22 protein-coding genes and 1 tRNA gene are annotated in these 22,410 nt (G+C 70.6%); 22 read left to right on the top strand and 1 reads right to left on the bottom strand.

Translation table 11 applies throughout. The features are described from left to right. Positions 1-97 precede the first annotated feature (97 nt). The 8 genes from AC07FK_RS01795 to AC07FK_RS01760 all read left to right on the top strand — a co-directional run bounded on the left by AC07FK_RS01795 (position 98) and on the right by AC07FK_RS01760 (position 6,323). The gene (locus tag AC07FK_RS01795) at positions 98-349 is read left to right on the top strand and encodes a hypothetical protein (protein ID WP_479101599.1); all 252 of its coding nucleotides are present in this window, start codon (positions 98-100) and stop codon (positions 347-349) included. A 23-nt stretch (positions 350-372) separates the two neighbouring features. After that, on the top strand, positions 373-567 hold the full coding sequence (locus AC07FK_RS01790) for a hypothetical protein (protein ID WP_030708098.1): 195 nt from the start codon (positions 373-375) through the stop codon (positions 565-567). 11 nt (positions 568-578) lie between these two features. Further along, positions 579-1,028, top strand: coding sequence for a hypothetical protein (locus AC07FK_RS01785; RefSeq protein WP_479101597.1), 450 nt, complete (start codon positions 579-581; stop codon positions 1,026-1,028). An 11-nt stretch (positions 1,029-1,039) separates the two neighbouring features. After that, positions 1,040-1,546 (top strand): hypothetical protein, encoded by a 507-nt coding sequence (locus tag AC07FK_RS01780; protein WP_479101595.1) that lies wholly within the window; start codon positions 1,040-1,042, stop codon positions 1,544-1,546. An 84-nt stretch (positions 1,547-1,630) separates the two neighbouring features. Further along, the gene (locus AC07FK_RS01775; RefSeq protein WP_479101594.1) at positions 1,631-3,613 is read left to right on the top strand and encodes a YfjI family protein; all 1,983 of its coding nucleotides are present in this window, start codon (positions 1,631-1,633) and stop codon (positions 3,611-3,613) included. 336 nt (positions 3,614-3,949) lie between these two features. Further along, positions 3,950-4,141 carry a helix-turn-helix transcriptional regulator gene (locus tag AC07FK_RS01770; protein ID WP_479101592.1) on the top strand — a complete coding sequence of 64 codons (192 nt, stop codon included), beginning with the start codon at positions 3,950-3,952 and terminating at the stop codon, positions 4,139-4,141. Further along, on the top strand, positions 4,138-5,604 hold the full coding sequence (locus tag AC07FK_RS01765) for a tyrosine-type recombinase/integrase (RefSeq protein WP_479101590.1): 1,467 nt from the start codon (positions 4,138-4,140) through the stop codon (positions 5,602-5,604). The genes AC07FK_RS01770 and AC07FK_RS01765 overlap by 4 nt, the downstream gene beginning before the upstream one ends. Positions 5,605-5,636: 32 nt before the next feature. Continuing rightward, on the top strand, positions 5,637-6,323 hold the full coding sequence (locus AC07FK_RS01760) for a hypothetical protein (RefSeq protein ID WP_479101588.1): 687 nt from the start codon (positions 5,637-5,639) through the stop codon (positions 6,321-6,323). Between the two features lie 100 nt (positions 6,324-6,423). Here the strand turns inward: AC07FK_RS01760 and AC07FK_RS01755 are convergent. Beyond that, positions 6,424-6,495 (bottom strand) — tRNA-Arg (locus AC07FK_RS01755). A gap of 130 nt (positions 6,496-6,625) precedes the next feature. Here AC07FK_RS01755 and AC07FK_RS01750 point away from each other — a divergent pair. The 14 genes from AC07FK_RS01750 (at position 6,626) to AC07FK_RS01685 (ending at position 22,333) form a co-directional block, all read left to right on the top strand. Beyond that, the gene (locus tag AC07FK_RS01750) at positions 6,626-7,114 is read left to right on the top strand and encodes a response regulator (protein WP_479102535.1); all 489 of its coding nucleotides are present in this window, start codon (positions 6,626-6,628) and stop codon (positions 7,112-7,114) included. A 1,023-nt stretch (positions 7,115-8,137) separates the two neighbouring features. After that, entirely contained in the window at positions 8,138-9,250 is a 1,113-nt protein-coding gene (nrtL, locus tag AC07FK_RS01745; protein ID WP_479101586.1) for an ArgS-related anticodon-binding protein NrtL, read from the top strand. Between the two features lie 16 nt (positions 9,251-9,266). Continuing rightward, positions 9,267-10,658: a diaminopimelate decarboxylase gene (gene lysA, locus AC07FK_RS01740; protein ID WP_479101584.1), complete on the top strand. Its 1,392-nt coding sequence runs from the start codon at positions 9,267-9,269 to the stop codon at positions 10,656-10,658. 110 nt (positions 10,659-10,768) lie between these two features. After that, positions 10,769-12,070 carry a homoserine dehydrogenase gene (locus AC07FK_RS01735; protein WP_479102533.1) on the top strand — a complete coding sequence of 434 codons (1,302 nt, stop codon included), beginning with the start codon at positions 10,769-10,771 and terminating at the stop codon, positions 12,068-12,070. A 6-nt stretch (positions 12,071-12,076) separates the two neighbouring features. After that, positions 12,077-13,147, top strand: coding sequence for a threonine synthase (thrC, locus tag AC07FK_RS01730; protein WP_138894113.1), 1,071 nt, complete (start codon positions 12,077-12,079; stop codon positions 13,145-13,147). A 375-nt stretch (positions 13,148-13,522) separates the two neighbouring features. Beyond that, positions 13,523-14,443 (top strand): homoserine kinase, encoded by a 921-nt coding sequence (gene thrB / locus AC07FK_RS01725; RefSeq protein ID WP_479101582.1) that lies wholly within the window; start codon positions 13,523-13,525, stop codon positions 14,441-14,443. Between the two features lie 336 nt (positions 14,444-14,779). Continuing rightward, on the top strand, positions 14,780-16,837 hold the full coding sequence (gene rho, locus AC07FK_RS01720; RefSeq protein ID WP_479101580.1) for a transcription termination factor Rho: 2,058 nt from the start codon (positions 14,780-14,782) through the stop codon (positions 16,835-16,837). A gap of 208 nt (positions 16,838-17,045) precedes the next feature. Beyond that, entirely contained in the window at positions 17,046-17,255 is a 210-nt protein-coding gene (locus AC07FK_RS01715) for a hypothetical protein (protein WP_479101578.1), read from the top strand. Between the two features lie 189 nt (positions 17,256-17,444). Further along, the gene (locus tag AC07FK_RS01710) at positions 17,445-18,560 is read left to right on the top strand and encodes an LCP family protein (RefSeq protein ID WP_479101577.1); all 1,116 of its coding nucleotides are present in this window, start codon (positions 17,445-17,447) and stop codon (positions 18,558-18,560) included. Between the two features lie 136 nt (positions 18,561-18,696). Then, positions 18,697-18,915 (top strand): 50S ribosomal protein L31, encoded by a 219-nt coding sequence (rpmE, locus tag AC07FK_RS01705; RefSeq protein WP_453403692.1) that lies wholly within the window; start codon positions 18,697-18,699, stop codon positions 18,913-18,915. 113 nt (positions 18,916-19,028) lie between these two features. Next, positions 19,029-20,117: a peptide chain release factor 1 gene (gene prfA, locus AC07FK_RS01700; protein ID WP_479101575.1), complete on the top strand. Its 1,089-nt coding sequence runs from the start codon at positions 19,029-19,031 to the stop codon at positions 20,115-20,117. A gap of 34 nt (positions 20,118-20,151) precedes the next feature. Next, positions 20,152-20,997 carry a peptide chain release factor N(5)-glutamine methyltransferase gene (prmC, locus tag AC07FK_RS01695; RefSeq protein ID WP_069926919.1) on the top strand — a complete coding sequence of 282 codons (846 nt, stop codon included), beginning with the start codon at positions 20,152-20,154 and terminating at the stop codon, positions 20,995-20,997. Between the two features lie 44 nt (positions 20,998-21,041). Continuing rightward, positions 21,042-21,689, top strand: coding sequence for an L-threonylcarbamoyladenylate synthase (locus tag AC07FK_RS01690; RefSeq protein ID WP_479101573.1), 648 nt, complete (start codon positions 21,042-21,044; stop codon positions 21,687-21,689). After that, entirely contained in the window at positions 21,686-22,333 is a 648-nt protein-coding gene (locus AC07FK_RS01685) for an arsenate reductase/protein-tyrosine-phosphatase family protein (RefSeq protein WP_479101572.1), read from the top strand. Before AC07FK_RS01690 ends, AC07FK_RS01685 begins: the two co-directional genes overlap by 4 nt. The last annotated feature ends 77 nt before the right edge of the window (positions 22,334-22,410 follow it).

Below are 22,410 nucleotides of genomic sequence, written 5' to 3'. Positions count from 1 at the left end.
AGCGACCCCGCTAGCGGCCCGTATGTCACCTGATCAGGCCGCTAGCAGATAGCGGCCCACCTGTGGAAACCGCTGAATCCGGCCTTGGAGGCCTCTTGTGACCCTCTTACTGCTCGCTAGCGCCTTCACCCTGCTCTTCACGCTCAGTTACGCCTGCCTGTGTGCGGCCTCGCCGTTCGGCCGCTGCCGCAAGTGCAACGGACTCGGCTTCGCCCTCGCCCACGACCGCAAGGGCAAGCCCAAGCGCGGCAAGCACTGCCGCCGCTGCGACGGCCACGGCATCCGCATCCGGGTCGGCCGCCACCTCTACAACCTGTGGGCCCGCACCTACCGCAACGGCACCCGCTGAACCCCACACCGACTGGAGTCGCCATGACCTTCACCATCTCCGCGGTCCTGCTCTTCGGCGCCGGATCGTTCGTCGTCCTCAAGTCCAAGTCCGCCGGAGCCGGAGCCGCGATCGTCCTGTTCCTCTTCGGCTTCTTCACCGCCGGGACCGGCGCGTACGAGCCCATCACCAACCTCGTGAAGTCCGCCGCCGTCGCGGTCACCGACATCGCCGAGTAGGAGGCACTGCCGTGAACCACCACACCCCCGCCCGCCGGGAGACCAACGAGACCCACCACCCGATCCCCCTCGCGCCCGCTCCGCTGGCCGTCCGCCACCCGCACGCCGTCCCGGACATCCAGACCATCCAGCTCCCGGACGGCCGCATCATCACTGGCTACGCGATCGCCCCCACCAAGGCCCCCGAGGCCGTCCCGGAACGGCTGGCCATCAACCCGCTCGCCGTGAACATCGCCCTCGGCGGGATCGGGTTCGCCGCGGCCTGCTGCGGGCTGATGCTCCTGACCACCTTCATCGCGGCCGTCGCCGCACTCATCCAGCAGCTCGTCATCCTGGCCGCCGTCATCTTCGGCGGCTTCATCGCCGTCCAGGTCCTTGGCGCCAACCACGGCCGCGACAACGGCGGGACGGTCGTCAACATCCGCCGGGCCATCTTCAAGCGCAACAACTTCCGAGGTTGAAGGAGCCATCCATGTTCGAGATCCGCGTCATCTGCAGTCCGACCCAGGTACCCGAGATCACCAAAGCCCTGTCCGAGACGTTCACGACCGGGCCGGTCCGTCGGCACGCCACCCGCGACGGCGAGCGCGTCCGCCTGTACGTCACCGCCGAGCAGCAGCCGAGCCACTGGCCCGCTCCCGAGACGGCTTATGCCACCGCGCCGAGCGTCATCAGCGAGCTCGGCTGGACCGCCCGAGGAGTCCGGGACTGCCTGCACGGCGTCCACGTCCGCGAGTTCTGGCTCCGTAAGGCCGCACTCCTGGACCGGATCGCGCTCACCGACGACGACCCCGTGAGCGGCGACGCCGCCACTCTCGCCGTGGAAGCGGCCCGGCGCCTGATGGGCATCGACCAGACCGCCGGTCTCGGCCCCAGCGGCTACGCCGACGGCCCGTACACCCCGGACCACCCGGACAGCATCCGTGACCCCCGCGGCTACGTCCGCCAGGAGTACGCCCTCTGGAAGCGGCACCAATAGCTGTGCCCGGGGCGGTCGCCTCTCGCCAAAGACCGCGACCGCCCCGGTTCTCCGTCCCTTCGACAGAAACAGGAGACCACCAGCATGACACCCGAACCCGAGTCAGAGCAGTACGCCTCCGTGCTGCCCCTGCGGGCAGCACCCGCCAGCAGTCTGGAGCGCGTCCCGCCGCACGACCTGGAGGCCGAACAGGCTGTCGTCGGCGCCCTGATGCTGGCTCCCGAGGTCATTGCACAGGTGGCCGCGGCGATGGACCCCGCCGACCACTACCGCCCGGCCCACGAGACGATCCACCGCGCGATCCTGGACCTGCACGGCCAGGGCCAGGCCGCGGACCCCATCACCCTCGGCCACCACCTCGACCAGGCCGGCGTCCTCGGCAAGGTCGGCGGACGGCCCTACCTCCACACCCTGGTGCAGGCCGTCCCCAGCACGGCCAATGCCGAGTACTACGCCGGGATCGTCCACCAGCTGGCGCGCCGCCGCCGCAGCATCGAGGCCGGTACCCGCATTGTGCAGGCCGGCATGTCTCCGGACGCCACGGACGACGACCTGCGTGAGGCCCTGGCCCTGGGAGCCGAGACGATCCCGGCGACGTGGGCGGAACCCATCCAGCTCAACGTCCAGCCCAAGCTTCCTCCCTTCCCCACACATGCCCTCCCCGGGTGGCTCGCCGACTACGTCGCGGCCGTCGCCGAGGAGACCCAGACCCCGCCCGACATGGCCGGAGCCTTGGCCCTCTCCGTCCTGTCTGCAGCCTCGGGCGGTCGCGCCGTGGTCCAGGTGCGCGGGCGCTGGAGGGAGCCCACCAACCTCTTCGTGGTCGTCGCGCTCGGTCCCGCCAACCGGAAGTCCTCGGTCTTCGCCGCGATGACCCGCCCCCTGTACGAGGCGGAGAAGAGCCTCGTGGAGGGGGCGAGCCTCACGATCGTGGAGGCGGAGGTCACCGCGAAGATGGCCCGCGAGGCAGCCGAGAAGGCCGCAGCGCAGGCGGCCAAGGCCGAGGGCCCGGAGCGGGACAACCTGATCGCCGAGGCCATCGGCCTCGCCCAGGTCGCCGAGACCCTGACCGTGCCTGCCAGCCCGCGGCTCCTTGCCGATGACGCCACCCCAGAGGTCATCACCACCCTGCTCGCCGAGCAGGGCGGCAGGCTCGCGGTCATGTCCGCCGAGGGCGGCATCTTCGACATCATCGCCGGGCGCTACTCGGGCATCCCCAACATGGAGGTCTTCCTCAAGGGTCACGCCGGAGACCGGCTCAGGGTGGACCGCCGGAGCCGCGAGGAGTTCATCGAAGCCCCGGCCCTGACCATGGGCCTGGCCGTCCAGCCCAGCGTTCTGGAAGAGATCGGCAAGAACCGCGGCTTCGATGGCCGCGGCCTGCTGGCCCGCTTCCTGTACTGCCTGCCCGAGTCCCTGGTCGGCCGGCGGAGGATCAATCCGGACCAGGTGCCGGCCGACGTGGCGGCGACGTACGAGCGCAACGTGTACGCCCTCACCCTGCGGCTGGCCGACTGGACCGACCCTCTCGTCGTCCAGCTCACCCCGGAAGCTGATCGGGCCCTGATCGCCTACGAGGAGCGGCTGGAGCCGCAGCTCAGGGCCAAGGGCGGCAGGCTCGGCCACATCGACAAGTGGGCGGGCAAGCTCGTCGGAGCCACCGCCCGCATCGCCGGACTCCTCCACCTCGCGACCCACATTGATGGTGGGCACCACGAGCCCATCACCGAAGCCACCTTGCGCGCCGCCATTGAGATCGCGGACTACTTCACCGCCCATGCCCTGACCGTCTTCGATCTCATGGGCGCGGACACATCGCTCGCCCGGGCCCGCGTCCTGCTGACTGCTCTGGAGCACAACGGGTGGGAGAGCATCACCCGCCGCGGCCTGTTCGCCAAGCTCTCCCGCTCCGAATTCCCCACGGTCGCCGAGCTAGAGCCTGCCCTCGCGCTGCTGGAGGAACACGGCTACCTCCGCACCGACACCCCGCCCCGGACCGGCAAGCGCGGACGTCCGCCGGCCCCTCGGTACCTCATCCACCCGAACGTCCGGGAGCCCAAGGCGTGAGTCCTCGACGGAGCTGCACCCCCTGTACCCCGCCGCAGAAACCGCAGAATCCGCAGAAACCCACCACCGCCTGCTCTGACCAGCGGCGACGTCCCGGCAGTGTGATGGCCGCAGAAAGCCTTGGAACTCCCGCAGAAATCAGCGCCCACAGCTGGCGCCGCCTCGCCCCACGGGCCGCCACCTATTTCTGCGGAGATTCCCGTGGTTTCTGCGGCGTGTACCCGCAAAACCCCAACTCCGCAGGTCAGGCCGTAGATCCCGGCATTTCTGCGGATTCTGCGGTTTCTGCGGCGCCCCGCCGTCCCGTAGCTCAGCGATCTGCCCAGTGGAGGAACAGTGGCCGCACCGCGTGACGAGATGTTGACCATCCCCGAGGTCATTGCAGAGATCGGCGTGCCGCGAGCCACCTTCTACCGCTGGCGGCAGCTCAGGAAGGGCCCCAAGGCCATCAAGCTCCCGAACGGCGCGGTGCGAATCCGGCGCTCTGAGCTGGAGCGCTGGATCGCAACTTTGGAAGAGGCCGCGTGACCAACCGCAAGACCGCGAACGTGCCGGGCCCGCGCAACAGCGGGGGCCCGGCCCCCACGGCAGAACTCACCCTGACCACGGACGTCCGGATATGGAAGATCAGCAAGCTTTCCAGCAAGTCAGCTCCCTACCAGCTGCGCTGGGTCGTGGCCGGCCAAGTCCGGCACGCCACGTTCGCCACCATGGCGCTCGCCGAAAGCCGCCGCTCGGAACTCTGGAACGCGATGACGAAAGGGCAGCCGTTCGACGTCGAATCGGGCTTACCGGAATCCGAGGTCCGGAAAGCCGCCGCCGAAAAGAACGTCCGCCCTGATCCCACCTGGTGGGACTTCAGTCGCGAGTACATGGCCGTCCGGTGGCGGACAGCTGCGGCGAAGACCCGCGAGGGGCTGGCGGACAGCCTCGCCACGGTGGCCATCGCGATGATGGGCGACGGCGCCAAGGCGCCCACCCCGGAAGAGGTACGGCTGGCGGTGCGCTGGGCCGTCGTACCGGCCCACAAGGGCGAGGAGCCTCCGCCAGAGCTCCTGCAGCCTTGTACGTGGCTCTCGCAGCGCTCCCGGCCACTCTCGGACCTCCAGGACCCGAGGGTGCTCCGGGACGTCCAGTACCGGCTCGCGTTCAAGCTGGACGACACCCCGGCGGCGGGGGAGACCTACAAGCGCCGCCGCCGCGGCTTCAACACCGCTATGGAGTACGCGATCGAGTCGGGTTACCTGGACGCGAACCCTCTCGCTGGGGTGAAGCGGGTCGGGCCCAAGGGCGGTGGCGCGGTGGACCCCAGGGTTCTGGTCAATGCCGTCCAGGGAACCCAGCTCCTGACCGCGGTCTCCTACGTTGGCTCCGTGCACCGCAACCGCGGGCGGCGACTCGTCGCGTTCTTCGCCTGCCAGCTCTACGCGGCGGTGCGGCCAGCGGAAGCGGTCGGGCTGAGGGAGCAGGACTGCCACCTCCCCAAAACGGGGTGGGGCACGCTCACGCTCCGGGAGACGCTGCCGGTATCGGGCAAGAAGTGGACCGATTCCGGGAAGCGCCACGACAAGCGCGGCCTCAAGTCGCGCGAAGCCAAGGCCGATCGGCCAGTACCCATTCCGCCGATCCTGGTGACGATGCTCCGGGAGCACATTGAGGAGTTCGGCACGGCTCAGGGCGGTCGGCTCTTCGCCAACGAGCGAGGCGGCGTGCTGGGGACGTCCAGCTATTGGAGGGTCTGGCAGGAGGCACGGGCATTCGCCCTGCCTCCCGACCGGGCCGCCTCGCCGCTCGCGCGGAGGCCCTACGACCTGCGGCACACCTGCATCACGAACTGGCTGAACGCCGGGGTCCCGGTTGCCGAGGTCGCCCGCCGCGCCGGCAACTCGCCGGAGGTCATCCACCGGCGATACGAGGGCTGCATCGATGGCCACGAGGAGCTGAACAACGCGAAGATCGCGAAGGCCATGGGATGGGCAGAACCCTTGTGAGCACGAGGAATGGCTCCCACTAATCTGCGCTCATGAGACAAGTGGCGCGCCGATTAGGGCTGTTGGGGCTCCTGGTAGTCATAGCCGGGTGCGGTGGCCGGCAGACGACGACCACCACGGGTGATGTGACCACGACGGTGGTGCAGGACAGCCAGTGGGTAACGGCGGCGATTTCTGCCGGAGCTGTGCTCATCAGCTCGGCCGCAGCGGCCTGGATCACCCACTACTTCACGGGACGGACCGAGCGAAGGAGGCAACAGCACGCCGACACTCAGGAGGCCGCGAAGCGCGAGCACGAGACCAAGCTGACGCACGAGCAGCGCATTAGGGAGCAGGTGATCGCCACTTCTACGACGATCTCGAAGATGCTCCAGGACTTCCGGACGAAGATCAGTGAGGCCACGGAGGCGCCGGACACGTTGGCCGCCACGCTCCTGTACGACGAGTGCTCCGCGATAGTTCGCCGGCACCATGACGACGCCCTGCCCGTCATCGAGGTCATGCCTGACCTGGAGCTCCGGCAGCGGGCGAATGCCGTCTTCGAGGCCTACGGGGAGTGGGCGGCCGGCACTGCTGAAGCGCTGTCGAATCTCACGAGGCGACCGGATGCCGCTGGGCTGGACGGGACGCGCGAGCAGTTCTACGAGCGCGCCCGACGGGTGATCAGCGATGCGTCCGGCTCACGCGTGGCCCACACGCCCCTCACACGGGAGCAGTGAGTAGCAACGACAAAGGCCCGGACTCAGTGGGACTGAGTTCGGGCCTTCATGCTTGGCACTTCAGCTGGTCAGCGGCGTGATCGCGCTGTCTCTGCTGGAGTGCCCCCGGCAGGATTCGAACCTGCGCACACGGCTCCGGAGGCCGTTGCTCTATCCCCTGAGCTACGGGGGCGTACCGCCGTGGTGAAGCGGCGACGGGTTGAACACTACCAGCTCCGGCCGGGTGTTCATGAACAGGTTTTGGGGCGGGTGCGCGGGCGGGTTCGGCGGGTCTTCGCGTCCCCCGGAGGCTCCCCGTGCGGGTGGAAGTGGGCAAAAGCCGGACGCGGTGGTGGGGGGACACCTACTCTCGAGTTGTGCCAGGCGTGTCCGGCCGCGTGCTTGTTGTGGACGACAACAAGGTCATCCGGCAGCTGATCAGGGTCAATCTCGAGCTGGAGGGCTTCGAGGTGGTGACCGCGGCCGACGGTGCCGAGGCTCTGGACATGGTTCACCACGTGAGCCCCGATGTGGTGACGCTGGACGTCGTGATGCCCCGTCTCGACGGGCTGCGCACCGCCGCCCGGCTCCGGGATGATCCCCGCACGCGGAATCTGCCTCTCGCGATCATCAGCGCCTGCACGCAGTACGAGGTGGAGAGCGGACTCGCCGTGGGCGTCGACGCCTTCCTCTCCAAGCCCTTTGAGCCCGCCGAGCTGGTCCGGGTCGTACGGAACCTGGTGCATCAGGAGGGCCCCCCGGCCGCCGACGGCCGTCATGAAGCCGGGCAGGCCGGCCGCACGGTCGGGTAGGCCCATTCGGTCAGCTGTCCGGTCCGGTCCGCTCCCGTCCAGACCTGTCCGGTTCGGCTCGACGCGGCACCGCCCTCCTGTCTCGCTGCCCTGTACGTCGGTGAGTCGCTTCCACTGCTGGGTGCTGTGAGCACTGCGGTCCCGTTTAACCGCCATCGGAGGAGCCTTGCTGTTGGCTCGGACCGGGGCCTTCGCACGTATGCCGTGGGGCCGAGCATCCGCCGCCCACGTGTCGGCCGGCAGGCTCGCGGCGGTTTGGCTTTACGTACCTCTGGGGCGCCCGGGGGGCTTGACGCACCCCTTCTTCCCCCCGGCCGGGGAGGTGGACATGGTGCAGGCCGAAGCCGGTGCCCGAGTGTCCATCGGCGGGCATGGGAATGAGCTGCGCGTCCCGCACCGGTTCCCGTCTTGGAACCCGTTCGCGTCGGTGGTTGAGCACCCACGGTGCGGGTCGTCTGCCGGTGGCGGCCTGTACGGGCGGCGAAGGCAGGCCGTCCAAATGTCCCCATGGGCGAGAGTCCCGAGCCTGTCACCCGCCGGTGGCCGTCACGCAGTGGCCGAGTGCCCTCGGTCGCGGCACTTGTGTCGGCGGCAGCGTCCCCGGTCTCGGTTGGGCATCACACGCCGGGCCTCACACCGGAACGGGCGCTCCACGGCCCGTCTCGGTTTCGATGGCCGAGCGACCTTCGTGCCGGTGCAAGCTTTGCCGCCGGTGACCGAGCCGCCCGGGTCCACCGCCCCCGCCGCCGGCCGAGCCGCCGGTCCCGGCCCCCGTGGCGACACCTCCCTCGTCCCCGTCGGCTGGCTCTGCGTTTCCCGCCGGTGATAGTGCCGCCGGTGCGGGCCGGCGTGCCGACGCCCCAGTCTCGTCGCCGGGCCGGCAACGCATTCCGCGCCGGGTGACGCGGCAGCCGGCCGCAGGGCTCGCCCAGCGGCTCGCGGCTGCGGCGGGGGCCCCGCACTAATGCCCGTATGGCGAAACCGGTTCGCGTTACGACCCCCCTTCTCCCATACGCTTGTCCCGTGACCCCCGCAGAGCTGTCCCGTACCGTGCTGCGCGCCGTGCGTCGCGCCGTGGACGCGGACCTGCTGCGGGCGCCGGTGCCGGAGCGTGCCGTCGTCGAGCGGCCGCGGCCCGGCGGCCGTGGTGACTACGCCACCAACGTCGCCCTCAAGCTCGCCGGCCCCGCCGGCCGCCCCGCCCGCGAGGTCGCCGAGATCCTCCGGGCCCAGCTGATCGGGTACGGGCCGATCGTCGACGTCGAGGTCACCGGCCCCGGGTTCCTGAATTTCACGCTCGCGCCGGACGCCCGGACTTCCCTCGTACGCACCGTCCTCGCCCAGGGCCTCGCCTACGGCCACGCGGACGTCCTCGCCGGTGACGTCGTCCGCGCCGGCAGCGGACTCCTCGGCGACGCCGTCGCCCGGATCGCGCACGCCATGGGCGCGAGCGTCGTCCGTAGGGGAGACGTCGCGGACATGAGCGGCACGAGGGATGCGAGGGGTGCGAGGGATACGACGGCCAGGACGGATACGGGAGCCGCGGGAGGAGTCCCCGGAGGCACGGGAGACGCCGTAGACGGACGAGACACAGGAGCAGCGGCAGACGCCCCCCGCGCCACCGAGCGCGCCCTCGTCGCCCGGCTCGGGTGCGACGCCGCCGCCTGGCATCTCGTCTGGCCCACCGCGACCGCCTCGGCCGAAGAGCTCCTCGTACAGCGCGAGACCAACCCCCTCTTCCGCGTCCGGTACGCCCACGCCCGCATTCGGTCCCTCCTGCGCGGCGCCTCCCACCTCGGCTTCACAGCGGACGCGGATGCAGACCCCCACGCAGACACAGACCGACACACCGACGCGCCCGCCCCCAGCACCGCCCACCTCCTGCGCGCCCTCGCCGATCACCCCGCCGTCCTGGAAGCCGCCGCCCGTCACCGTGCGCCCGACCGGCTCGCCCGGCACCTGGACCTGACGGCGGAGGCGTTCTTCCGCTTCCACGACGCCCACCCCGTCCTGCCCCTCGGCGACGAGAAACCCTCGGTCGCCCACCGCTCCCGGCTGGCCCTCGCCGAGGCCACCGGGACGGTGCTCGCCGGCGGCCTGTCCTTGCTCGGCATCAGCGCACCAGAACATCTGTGAGAGAGACAGAAGGACCATGAGCCGTTCCGCACACCCCGCCGGGCCCCGTCACGCCGATGTCTACCCCGAGGGGCACTACACCGCCCCGCCCGCCGACCTCAACGTCCTGGACGAGAGGGTCTGGGCGCGGACCGTACGGCGCGGGGCCGACGGCGTCGCCACCGTCGGCGGCATCGAAGTCACCCGCCTCGCCGAGGAGTTCGGCACCCCCGCCTACTTCCTGGACGAGAGCGACTTCCGCGCCCGCTGCCGCGCCTGGGCCGACGCCTTCGGGCCGGACGCCGACGTGTTCTACGCGGGCAAGGCGTTCCTGTCGCGGGCCGTCGTGCGCTGGCTCAAGGAGGAGGGGCTCAACCTCGACGTCTGCTCCGGAGGCGAGCTGACCACCGCCCTCGACGCCGGCATGCCCCCCGAGCGCATCGCCTTCCACGGCAACAACAAGTCGGTCGCGGAGATCGAGCGGGCCGTGAGCGTCGGCGTCGGGCGGATCGTCCTCGACTCGTTCCAGGAGATCGTCCGCGTCGCGCACATCGCGCACAGCCAGGGGAAGCGGCAGCGCGTCCAGATCCGGGTGACCGTCGGCGTCGAGGCCCACACGCACGAGTTCATCGCCACCGCCCACGAGGACCAGAAGTTCGGCATCGCGCTGGCGGACGGGCAGGCCGCGGAAGCGGTACGGCGCGCCCTGCGGCTCGACGGCCTGGAGCTCATCGGCATCCACTCGCACATCGGCTCGCAGATCTTCGACATGGCCGGGTTCGAGGTGTCCGCGCGACGCGTGGTGCAGCTGCTCACCGAGGTGCGCGACGAGCACGGCGTCGAACTGCCCGAGATCGACCTCGGCGGCGGCCTCGGCATCGCGTACACCTCCGAGGACGACCCCCGTGAGCCGCACGAGATCGCCAAGGCGCTCAACGAGATCGTCGGCCGCGAGTGCGAGGCCGCCGGGCTCGCGATGCCCCGCATCTCCGTCGAGCCCGGCCGCGCGATCGTCGGGCCCACCGCCTTCACCCTCTACGAGGTCGGCACGATCAAGCCGCTGGAGGGGCTGCGCACGTACGTGAGCGTCGACGGCGGCATGTCGGACAACATCCGCACCGCCCTGTACGACGCCGAGTACAGCGTCGCGCTCGTGTCCCGCGCCTCGGACGCCGAGCCGATGCTCGTCCGTGTCGTCGGCAAGCACTGCGAGAGCGGGGACATCGTGGTCAGGGACGCGTTCCTGCCCGCCGACCTGGCCCCCGGCGACCTCATCGCCGTGCCCGCCACCGGCGCGTACTGCCGCTCCATGGCGAGCAACTACAACCACGCGCTGCGCCCGCCCGTCGTGGCGGTGAACGAGGGGGAGGCGCGCGTGATCGTCCGGCGTGAGACGGAGGAAGATCTCCTGCGTCTCGATGTCGGCTGATGAAATAGACGTCTCGCAATCTGGACCGGGGGCAGAAACTCCCGTCCGGTGAGTGAGACTGGTTCACACTCGAGCAAGAGAAGGCTGTGCTGATGAAAGGCGTAGGTCGGATGATGCGTACGCGTCCGCTGAAGGTGGCGCTGCTGGGCTGTGGTGTGGTCGGCTCAGAGGTGGCGCGCATCATGACGACGCACGCCGACGACCTCGCCGCCCGCATCGGGGCCCCGGTCGAGCTGGCCGGGGTCGCCGTGCGGCGCCCCTCCAAGGTGCGCGAGGGCATCGACCCCTCCCTGATCACCACCGACGCGACGGCCCTGGTCAAACGCGGGGACATCGACGTCGTCATCGAGGTCATCGGCGGCATCGAGCCCGCCCGCACCCTCATCACCACCGCGTTCGAGCACGGCGCGTCCGTCGTCTCCGCGAACAAGGCACTGCTCGCGGAGGACGGCGCGGCCCTGCACGCCGCCGCCGAGGAGCACGGGCGGGACCTGTACTACGAGGCCGCCGTCGCGGGCGCCATCCCGCTCGTCCGGCCGCTGCGCGAGTCCCTCGCCGGCGACAAGGTCAACCGCGTGCTCGGCATCGTCAACGGCACGACCAACTTCATCCTCGACAAGATGGACACGAGCGGGGCCGGCTACTCCGAGGCGCTCGACGAGGCCACGGCCCTCGGGTACGCCGAGGCCGACCCCACCGCCGACGTCGAGGGCTTCGACGCCGCGGCCAAGGCCGCCATCCTGGCCGGGATCGCCTTCCACACCCGGGTGCGGATCGGTGACGTGCACCGCGAGGGGCTCACCGAGGTCACGGCCGCCGACATCGCCTCCGCCAAGCGCATGGGCTGCACCGTCAAGCTCCTCGCCATCTGCGAGCGCGCCGCCGACGGCAAGTCCGTCACCGCGCGCGTCCACCCGGCGATGATCCCGCTGACCCACCCGCTGGCCTCGGTCCGCGAGGCGTACAACGCGGTCTTCGTCGAGGCCGAGGCGGCCGGTCAGCTGATGTTCTACGGTCCGGGCGCGGGCGGCGCCCCGACCGCCTCCGCCGTTCTGGGCGACCTCGTCGCCGTCTGCCGGAACAAGGTCGCGGAGACCACCGGACCCGGTGAGTCCGCGTACACCCAGCTTCCTGTCAGCTCCATGGGGGAGGTCGTCACGCGGTACCACATCAGCCTCGATGTGGCCGACAAGCCGGGTGTTCTCGCCCAGGTCGCGACGGTCTTCGCCGAGCACGGCGTCTCCATCGACACCGTGCGCCAGCAGAGCCGGCAGGACGGAGGCGGCGAGGCATCCCTCGTCGTCGTCACCCACCGCGCGCCCGACGCCGCCCTCTCGGGGACCGTCGAGGCGCTGCGCAAGCTCGACACCGTGCGCGGTGTCGCCAGCATCATGCGTGTTGAAGGGGAGTAAGGACCCATGACCAGCATCGGCACCCACCAGTGGCGCGGCATCATCGAGGAGTACCGGGACCGTCTTCCGGTGACGCAGACGACGCCCGTCGTCACGCTCGGCGAGGGTGGCACGCCGCTCGTACTGGCGCAGGTCCTCTCCGAGCGCACCGGCTGCGAGGTGTACCTCAAGGTCGAGGGCGCCAACCCGACCGGGTCCTTCAAGGACCGCGGCATGACCATGGCGATCACCCGGGCCAAGGAGGAGGGCGCGAAGGCCGTCATCTGCGCCTCCACCGGCAACACGTCCGCCTCGGCCGCCGCCTACGCGGTGCGCGCCGGAATGGTCTGCGCCGTCCTCGTGCCGCAGGGCAAGATCGCACTCGGCAAGATGGGCCAGGCGCTCGTGCACGGCGCCAAGATCCTTCAGGTCGACGGCAACTTCGACGACTGCCTGACGCTGGCCCGCAGCCTCTCCGACAACTACCCGGTGGCGCTGGTCAATTCGGTCAACCCGGTCCGCATCGAAGGCCAGAAGACCGCCGCCTTCGAGATCGTCGACCGGCTCGGAGACGCCCCGGACGTTCACGTGCTTCCTGTCGGCAACGCCGGAAACATCACGGCGTACTGGCGCGGGTACCGCGAGTACGCCGCCGACAAGATCTCCACCCGCACCCCGCGCATGTGGGGCTTCCAGGCCTCCGGATCCGCTCCGATCGTGCGCGGCGAGGTCGTCAAGGACCCGCACACCGTCGCCACCGCGATTCGCATCGGCAACCCCGCCTCGTGGCAGTACGCCCTCGAGGCGCGGGACGAGTCGGGCGGCTTCATCGACGAGGTGACGGACCGTGAGATCCTGCGCGCCTACCGCCTGTTGGCCTCCCAGGAGGGCGTCTTCGTGGAGCCCGCCTCGGCGGCCAGCGTCGCCGGTCTGCTCAAAGCCGCGGACGAGGGCAAGGTCGACCCCGGCCAGAAGATCGTCTGCACGGTGACCGGAAACGGCCTCAAGGACCCGGACTGGGCGGTGGCCGGAGCGCCCCAGCCGGTCACGGTGCCGGTGGACGCCGCCACGGCGGCGGAGCGCCTCGGCCTCGCTTAGAGCGAAGAGCCTCGCTCAGAGCGTAAAGCGCCGGTCGGGGGCCCGCGGGCGGCCTAAAGCCGCGCCGGTCGGGGGCCCGCGGGCGACCTAAAGCCGCGCCGGTCGGGGGCCCGCAGGCGGCCTAAAGCCCCGCAAGGCCCCGTAAGACCGCACATAGGCGCACAGGATGGCTCGCGACACGCATCGTGCGCCTCCTGTGCGCCCTATGTCGTCACAGAACCTTCCTTCGATAGGCTGTACCCAACCCGCCCCGCCGCATATGCCGCGGTGCTGTTGCCGTCATGGCCTTCGGGTGTTCGTACGTCCCTCAGAATGTCGCAGTCCCACATCTCGCAGTCCCACATCTCGCAGTCCCACAAGGAGAGTCGTCGAGCGATGGCCGGTCCCGCGTTCCGCGCCGCCGCCGTAAGGGTGCGCGTCCCCGCCACCAGCGCAAATCTTGGTCCCGGCTTCGATGCCCTGGGCCTGTCGCTGGGGCTCTACGACGACGTCGTCGTCCGGGTCGCCGACTCCGGGCTGCACGTCGACATCGCAGGTGAGGGCGCCGAGACGCTGCCCCGCGACGAGAGTCACCTGCTTGTACGGTCGCTGCGCACCGCCTTCGACCTGCTCGGCGGACAGCCGCGCGGCCTCGAGGTCGTCTGCGCCAACCGCATCCCGCACGGCCGCGGCCTCGGCTCCTCCTCCGCCGCCATCTGCGCCGGCATCGTCGCCGCGCGCGCCGTGACCATAGGGGGCGACGCACGGCTCGACGAGGCCGCGCTGCTGGAGCTGGCGACCGAGATCGAGGGTCACCCCGACAACGTGGCCGCCTGCCTGCTCGGCGGCTTCACGCTCGCCTGGACCGACGGGGGAGCGGCCCGGGCGATCAGGATGGATCCTGCGGATTCCATCGTTCCGGTGGTCTTCGTCCCCGGAAAGCCGGTACTCACCGAGACCGCGCGCGGCCTGCTGCCGCGCACGGTCCCCCACGTGGACGCCGCCGCCAACGCGGGCCGCGCCGCCCTGCTCGTGGAGGCCCTGACCAGGCGTCCCGAGCTGCTGCTCGCGGCGACCGAGGACCGACTCCACCAGGACTACCGCGCCCCGGCCATGCCGGAGAGCCTGGCCCTGGTCAACCGACTGCGCGCGGACGGCGTCCCCGCGGTCATCTCCGGCGCGGGCCCCACGGTGCTCGCGCTGGTCGAGGACAGTGCGGCCGACAAGGTCGCACGGCTGGCGGGCGAGGGGTGGGCGGCCAACCGGCTGGCTCTCGACGCCGCCGGAGCGAGTGTCCTGCCCCTCGGGGCGCAGTGACACGCGATTGCCGGTGAACGAGAGGGGGAATATTTGTTGGATCCGGTAGTGTTAATCTCAAGTCTGCACCCGGCGTCCTTGTGGCGCGGTGCATCGTGTCCCCGTTCGGGACCACCCTTCTTCCGGGAGCCTCCCCAACTGCCTGAGCAGCCTGCCTGAGCAGTTTCGAGCACGCTCCGGAACCGGCAATGCAAGAGCCGGACCCCCAGCACGTGTATCTCTTCCGCCGTATCCGGCGGACCACCGCCCCGGCACGGTTCACCAAAACCGCAGTCGGACAGCACAACCGGTCGCCGAGCCAGACAGGCCGACGTCCGCTCCAGGGAAGGACCCTTCGTGAGCGACACCACCGATCTGATGGGCGTGACTGCCGACAAGAATGTCGACAACACCGCGTCCGCCGCAGGTGCTGCCACTGGTAGTGCCGCACGGCGCCGCCGCTCCGGCACCGGCCTCGACGGCATGGTCCTGGCCGAGCTGCAGCAGGTCGCGTCCGGCCTCGGCATCAGGGGCACCGCGCGTATGCGCAAGAGCCAGCTGATCGAGGTCATCAAGGAAACGCAGGCCGGCGGCTCCGCCCCGGCCAAGAGCGCCGAGACGGCCGGCTCAGCCGCCGAGACCAAGCCGAAGCGCCGCGCCACCTCCAAGGCCCGTACGGGTGACGAGAGCGCCAAGGCCCCGGCCGCCGCGCCCGCCGCCGAGAAGGCCGTGGCGCAGCAGCAGATCGACATCCCCGGTCAGCCGGCCAGCGACGACCAGCCGGCCGGCGAGCGCCGCCGGCGTCGCGCCACCGCGCAGGCGGGCAGCCCCGAGTCGGCTGTCGCCACCGAGGTGAAGGCCGAGCCCAAGGCCGACCTCAAGACCGAGGTACGGACCGACGCGCAGCCCGAGGCCAAGGCCGAGGCCGCCGTCGACACGGCCGAGGGCCGCCGCGGCGACCGCCAGGAGCGCGGCCAGCGCGGCGACCGCCGTGAGCGCGGTCAGCGCGACCGCGGCGAGCGCGGTGACGGCCAGCGCGGCGACCGCCAGGACCGTGGGGACCGCGGCGACCGCCGTGACCGCGGCAAGGGCGACGACCAGGGCGGCCAGCGCCAGCAGCGCCAGGGCGGCCAGGGCGGCCCCCAGGGCGCCGGACCGCAGGACGACGACGATTTCGAGGGTGGCCGCCGCGGCCGCCGCGGCCGTTACCGCGACCGCCGTGGTCGTCGTGGCCGCGAGGAGTTCGGCAGCGACGCGCCGCCGGTCTCGGACGACGACGTCCTGATCCCCGTCGCGGGCATCCTGGACATCCTCGACAACTACGCGTTCATCCGGACCTCCGGTTACCTGCCGGGTCCGAACGACGTGTACGTGTCGCTGGCCCAGGTCCGCAAGAACGGCCTGCGCAAGGGTGACCACGTCACCGGCGCCGTCCGCCAGCCCAAGGACGGCGAGCGCCGCGAGAAGTTCAACGCGCTCGTACGCCTGGACTCGGCGAACGGCATGGCGGCCGAATCCGGCCGCGGGCGCCCGGAGTTCAACAAGCTGACGCCGCTCTACCCGCAGGACAGACTGCGTCTGGAGACCGACCCGGGCGTCCTGACGACCCGGATCATCGACCTCGTCGCGCCGATCGGCAAGGGCCAGCGCGGTCTGATCGTGGCCCCGCCGAAGACCGGCAAGACCATGATCATGCAGGCGATCGCCAACGCGATCACGGTGAACAACCCCGAGTGCCACCTGATGGTCGTCCTGGTCGACGAGCGTCCGGAAGAGGTCACCGACATGCAGCGGTCGGTGAAGGGTGAGGTCATCTCCTCGACCTTCGACCGCCCGGCCGAGGACCACACCACCGTCGCCGAGCTGGCCATCGAGCGCGCCAAGCGCCTCGTCGAGCTGGGTCACGACGTGGTCGTCCTGCTGGACTCGATCACCCGTCTGGGCCGTGCGTACAACCTCGCGGCTCCCGCCTCCGGACGCATCCTGTCCGGTGGTGTCGACTCGACCGCGCTCTACCCGCCGAAGCGCTTCTTCGGTGCGGCGCGCAACATCGAGGACGGCGGCTCGCTGACCATCCTGGCCACCGCGCTCGTCGAGACCGGCTCGCGCATGGACGAGGTGATCTTCGAGGAGTTCAAGGGCACCGGCAACATGGAGCTCAAGCTCGACCGGAAGCTCGCCGACAAGCGCATCTTCCCGGCTGTCGACGTCGACCCGTCCGGCACCCGCAAGGAGGAGATCCTCCTCAACGCGGAAGAGCTCGCCATCGTCTGGAAGCTGCGCCGGGTGCTGCACGCGCTCGACTCGCAGCAGGCGATCGAACTGCTCCTGGACAAGATGAAGCAGACGAAGTCGAACGCCGAGTTCCTGATGCAGATCGCGAAGACGACTCCTTCGGGCAACAGCAGCGACTGACCGCCGCAGCACCACCGAGCCGCCCCGTCACGCAAGTGGCGGGGCGGCTCCGTCGTGTCCGGCAACCGCTGCGGCGGTGTGACCGGGACCGCCCCGAAGCCGTAAGCGGTAAAGGCGTTGCCCGGTTTCGTTCACCGCTTGGCCGCAACTGACCACGGCCGTACGGGAGTCGGCCGTACGATCGGCCGGCCGGCAGGTGGGCTCATGGATGGCCCCGCCCCGACCGGCGACCACCGGCCCCACGTCCTCGCCCGGCGTCTCCGGTGACGGCGGGGCCCACTGCCCGGCCCGTACGCCCGGCGGCGGGGCGTCCCTCTGCCCGGGGACCGGGAAGGGCTCGTCCGAGATCTTCGCCACACGTTTCAAGATCGGGACCGGTCGGCAGCCGTACGACGTCTTCGGCCGAAAACCCTGGTGAGAGGCGGCTTCGCGGGTTCCCGCCCCGGCTTCCCCGCCGCGCCCGGTGGCCCCTGCCCCCGGCGGGGACCACAGGGCGCTGTGCAACCCTTCACGGTGATCCGCCGTCTGACAAGTGTCGTAAGTGCCGACATACCGTGCCCGATCACCACGGCAGGAGGTACCGGAACGAACGAGCGCTGGGGAGAACATGGGTGAGCAGCAGAGCAGGAGCGGCCGAATACGGGGCACCGGCAGACGCCGGAGGGCTCCTGAGCCCGGCGGCCGTCCGAAGACGCTGACGGTCACCGCGTGGGCCGCCGCCGGAGTGGTCCTGCTGGGCGGCACCGGACTCGGCATCGCGTACTTCCAACTCAACGGCAATCTGAAGGGTGTTGACATCAACACCCAGCTCGGCGCCGACCGCCCCGACGACGTCGACGACGGCTCCCTGGACATCCTGGTCCTCGGCTCCGACTCCCGCTCGGGCGACAACGCCGAGTACGGCGAGGACGAGGGCGGCGCCCGCTCAGACACGGCGATGGTCATGCACGTGTATGAGGGCCGGAAGAAGGCGAGCGTCGTCTCCATACCTCGCGACACCCTGATCGAGCGCCCCGCCTGCGCCTCGGACAGCGGCGGCGGCACCGTCCCGGCCGGCACGCACCAGATGTTCAACACGGCGTACGAGGTGGGCGGCCCGGCCTGCGCGGTCAAGACCGTCGAGAAGATGTCCGGCATCCGCATGGACCACTACGTCGAGGTCGACTTCACCGGCTTCAAGCAGCTCATCGACGACCTGGGCGGGGTGGAGATCACGACCCGCCGGGCCATCGACGACGGCAAGAGCCACCTGCACCTGAAGCCCGGCACGCACACCCTCGACGGCGAGCAGTCGCTCGGTCTCGTACGGACCCGCAAGAGCGTCGGCGACGGCAGCGACCTCGGCCGCATCCAGCTCCAGCAGGCGTTCATGAAGGCGCTGATCGACCAGGTCAAGGACGTCGGCGTCTTCACCAGCCCGAAGAAGCTGTTCGGCCTGGCCGACAGCGCCACCAAGGCCGTCACCACCGACTCCGACCTCGCCTCCGTGGGGGAGCTGACGAGCTTCGCGAACGGCCTCAAGGGCATCGGCGCCGACGACATGAACATGGTGACGCTGCCCGTGGAGTACGACCCGGCCGACCCCAACCGCGTCCTGCCGCTCCAGCGCCAGTCGAAGCGGGTGTGGGACGCGCTGCGCCGGGACGAGCCCGTGCCGGCCTCCGCGACCAAGGGCTCGGCGGGCGACAAGGGCGAAGCGGGGAAGGTCGTACGAAGCTCCTAGCGGGCGGGGAATAGTTCCGGTCCCTCCCCGGTTTTGGGAGATGCGGCCAGTGCTGGCAGACTGGTACGTCGGCCCCGGTTCACGTACGCGCAATCCGCGCGTGCGACCCGGCGCCCTCCCGAAACTAGGAGACACCTTGAAGCGCGAAATCCACCCCGAGTACGTCGAGACCCAGGTCAGCTGTACCTGTGGCGCCTCGTTCACCACCCGCAGCACGATCTCCAGCGGCTCCGTCCGTGCCGAGGTCTGCTCCGAGTGCCACCCGTTCTACACGGGCAAGCAGAAGATCCTCGACACCGGTGGCCGTGTGGCCCGCTTCGAGGCCCGCTTCGGCAAGGCTGCCGCCGCGAAGTAGCGAGCCATTGCGCCGGTCCTCGGCCGCTCCGTACTGGGGCGGGGAGGACCGGCGCTTTGTCGTGACGCACAGTCCGCACTTCCCTTTTCGTTTTGCAACCCAGGAGCCCGAAGATGTTCGAGGCGGTCGAGGATCTGATCGGTGAGCACGCCGATCTCGAGAAGAAGCTGGCCGATCCCTCGGTCCACGCCGACCAGGCGAACGCGCGCAGGCTGAACAAGCGCTACGCCGAACTGACCCCGATCATCGGGACGTACCGGACCTGGAAGCAGACCGGCGAGGACATCGTCACCGCGCGCGAATTCGCGCACGACGACCCGGACTTCGCGGCCGAGCTGAAACTGCTGGAGAAGCAGCAGGCCGAGCTCACCGAGAAGCTGCGGCTGCTCCTCGTCCCGCGCGACCCCAGCGACGACAAGGACGTCATCCTCGAGGTCAAGGCGGGCGCGGGCGGCGACGAGTCGGCCCTGTTCGCCGGTGACCTGCTGCGCATGTACCTGCGGTACGCGGAGCGCGTCGGCTGGAAGACCGAGATCATCGACGCCACCGAGTCCGAGCTGGGCGGCTACAAGGACGTCCAGGTCGCCGTGAAGACCAAGGGCGGCAACGGCGCCACGGAGCCCGGCCAGGGCGTCTGGGCGCGGATGAAGTACGAGGGCGGCGTGCACCGCGTGCAGCGCGTGCCCTCCACCGAGTCCCAGGGCCGCATCCACACCTCGGCGGCCGGCGTGCTGGTCACCCCCGAGGCGGAGGAGGTCGACGTGGAGATCCACGCCAACGACCTGCGCATCGACGTCTACCGCTCGTCGGGCCCCGGCGGCCAGTCCGTCAACACCACCGACTCCGCCGTCCGCATCACGCACCTGCCGACCGGCGTCGTCGCCTCCTGCCAGAACGAGAAGAGCCAGCTCCAGAACAAGGAGCAGGCCATGCGCATCCTGCGCTCGCGGCTCCTCGCCGCGGCCCAGGAAGCGGCCGAGCAGGAAGCCTCCGACGTCCGCCGCAGCCAGGTCCGCACGGTTGACCGCTCGGAGAAGATCCGTACGTACAACTTCCCGGAAAACCGGATCTCGGACCACCGCGTGGGCTTCAAGGCGTACAACTTGGACCAGGTGCTCGACGGCGACCTGGACGCAGTGATCCAGGCCTGCGTCGACGCCGACTCCGCCGCGAAGCTCGCGGCGGCCCAGGAAAGCCAGTAAGCCAGTCAAGCCCCCTGCAAGCCGGAGGACCGGGATGAATCTGCTGCTCGCCGAGGTGGCCCAGGCCACCCAGCGGCTGGCCGACGCCGGCGTGCCCTCACCGCGGTTCGACGCGGAGGAGCTCGCCGCGTTCGTGCACGGCGTCAAGCGGGGGGAGCTGCACAACGTCAAGGACGCGGACTTCGACGCCCGCTACTGGGAGACGATCGCGCGCCGCGAGGCCCGCGAACCGCTGCAGCACATCACCGGACGCGCCTTCTTCCGCTTCCTGGAGCTCCAGGTCGGCCCCGGCGTCTTCGTCCCGCGCCCCGAGACCGAGTCGGTCGTCGGCTGGGCCATAGACGCCGTACGGGCCATGGACGTCGTCGAGCCGCTCATCGTCGACCTGTGCACCGGCTCCGGCGCCATCGCCCTCGCCATGGCCCAGGAGGTGCCGCGCTCACGCGTGCACGGCGTGGAGCTGTCCGACGACGCCATCAAGTGGACCCGCAAGAACGCCGAGGGCTCGCGCGTCACCATCCACCAGGGCGACGCCCGGGACGCGCTGCCCGAGCTCGACGGCCAGGTGGACCTCGTCGTCTCCAACCCGCCGTACATCCCGCTCACCGAATGGGAGTACGTCGCCCCCGAGGCCCGCGACCACGATCCGCAGATGGCCCTCTTCTCCGGCGAGGACGGCCTCGACCTGATCCGCCACATCGAGCGCACCGCCCACCGCCTGCTGCGCCCCGGCGGCGTCGTCGTGATCGAGCACGCCGACACCCAGGGCGGCCAGGTGCCGTGGATCTTCACCGAGGAACGTGGCTGGGCCGACGCGGCCGACCACCCCGACCTCAACAACCGGCCCCGCTTCGCGACCGCCCGCAAGGCCATGCCGTGACCGCCGGCCGCACACACCAGTTCCCGCACGAGGAGGCCCGTTAAATGGCACGGCGATACGACTGCAACGACGCGACGGACCGCAAGACCGGTCTTCGCGAAGCCGCGGCCGCCGTCCGCCGTGGCGAGCTGGTCGTCCTCCCGACCGACACCGTCTACGGCATCGGGGCCGACGCCTTCAGCGCCGAGGCCGTCGGCGACCTCCTGGAGGCCAAGGGACGCGGGCGCAACATGCCCACCCCCGTCCTCATCGGCTCCCCGAACACCCTGCACGGGCTGGTCACCGACTTCTCCGAGCAGGCGTGGGAGCTCGTCGACGCGTTCTGGCCGGGCGCGCTGACGCTCGTCGCGCGGCACCAGCCGTCCCTCCAGTGGGACCTGGGCGAGACGCGCGGCACGGTCGCCGTCCGCATGCCGCTGCACCCGGTCGCGATCGAGCTGCTGACCGAGTTCGGCCCGATGGCCGTCTCCAGCGCCAACCTCACGGGACACCCCTCGCCGGAGGACTGCGACGCCGCCCAGGCCATGCTCGGCGACTCCGTCTCCGTGTACCTCGACGGCGGTCCGACGCCGGGCATCGTCCCGTCGTCGATCGTCGACGTCACCGGGAAGGTCCCCGTCCTGCTGCGGGCCGGCGCACTCGACGCCGAGGAGCTGCGCAAGGTCGTACCCGACCTCGAGGTGGCCAGTTGACCGCCCTTGACGGGCGTGGCACAGCCGAAGGTATATCCGGGCACACCTTCCGTATCCTCCACGTCAGCACCGGCAACGTCTGCCGCTCGCCGATCACCGAGCGGCTGACCCGCCATGCCCTCAGCGCCCGCCTGGGCGACCCGCTCACCCGCGGCCTCGTCGTCGAGAGCGCGGGGACCTGGGGGCACGAGGGCGCGCCCATGGAGGCCAACGCCGCCGCCGTCCTCGCCGACTTCGGCGCGGACGCGGCGGGCTTCACCGGACGCGAACTGCTCGACGAGCACGTCATCCGCGCAGACCTGGTCCTGACCGCGACGCGCGACCACCGCGCGCAGGTCATCTCGATGGGCCACTCGGCGGGCCTGCGCACCTTCACGCTCAAGGAGTTCACCCGGCTCGTACGGGCCATCGACCCGGCGACGCTGCCCGATCCCCTCCAGGACGGCGTGGTGGAGCGCGCGAGGGCCCTCGTACGGGCCGCGGCCGCGCTCCGGGGCTGGTTGCTCGCCCCGAGCGTCGAGGCCGACGAGGTGTACGACCCGTACGGCGCCCCCATCACCTTCTTCCGCTCGATCGGCGACGAGATCAACACGGCCCTCGACCCGGTCGTGACGGCGCTGACGGGCACCCCGACACGCACCTGAGGCCGTACGTCGGGCGGTGTGCCCCGGGCCGTCCTACATTGGAGGGGCCGCACCCCTTCGCCAGGCCCGGAGCCAGC

This window comes from Streptomyces sp. NPDC046122 (genome assembly GCF_056429965.1).
This window is presented reverse-complemented; position numbering and strand designations above follow the sequence as displayed.